We start from the raw sequence: 580 nt of genomic DNA, 5'->3' as shown, positions 1-580 counted from the left end.
ATCCCGCTGTGATCTTCATGCTGCAGCGCGCCATTTCCACGGCGCTACGCCTCGACAAGTACGTCGGTATCTGCGGTCAGGGCCCTTCGGACCATCCGGATTTCGCGCTGTGGCTCGCCAAGGAAGGCATCAAGTCGATCTCGCTGAATCCTGATTCGGTGGTCGAAACCTGGAAGCAACTGGCTTCGTAAGGCATTTGGCGTCACAATAGCGATAACTCATCCAAAGCGGTGCCCGGCTGAACCCGGGACGCCGCGTGGCACCGGCCCTGCGGCAGGTGTTGCAACAGCCCCCGCAGGCGCCTATGGCGCGGCGGGGGTTTTTTATTGGGAAAAGGAGCGGGATGTCGTCTTACTACATATGGTTCGCCGCGGCAGTGGTGCTGGTGATTGCCGAGATGGCGACGGGCACCTTCTATCTGCTGATGATCGCCGTGGGCGTGGCGGCCGGTGGTGTGGCCGCGCTTGCCGGCCTCGGTGTACCGGCGCAAACGGTCACGGCGGCCCTGGTAGCCATCGCGTGTATCGCGGCCTTGCGCCGCACACGCTATGGCACGCTGCGTCGGGGTACGGCATCGACG

General features: G+C 63.4%; 2 protein-coding genes. Both read left to right on the top strand.

Annotated features, from left to right (window positions below; translation table 11 throughout):
• A partial coding sequence (locus tag AC1DMY_RS20910; protein ID WP_477166760.1) for a putative PEP-binding protein occupies positions 1–191 on the top strand: 191 nt, incomplete at its 5' end.
• Between the two features lie 152 nt (positions 192–343).
• A partial coding sequence (locus AC1DMY_RS20905) for an NfeD family protein (protein ID WP_477166759.1) occupies positions 344–580 on the top strand: 237 nt, incomplete at its 3' end.

Source organism: Dyella sp. 01L423, assembly GCF_056399945.1.
The sequence above is the reverse complement of the archived record's forward strand: the minus strand, read 5'-3'. Positions and strand labels throughout refer to the sequence as shown.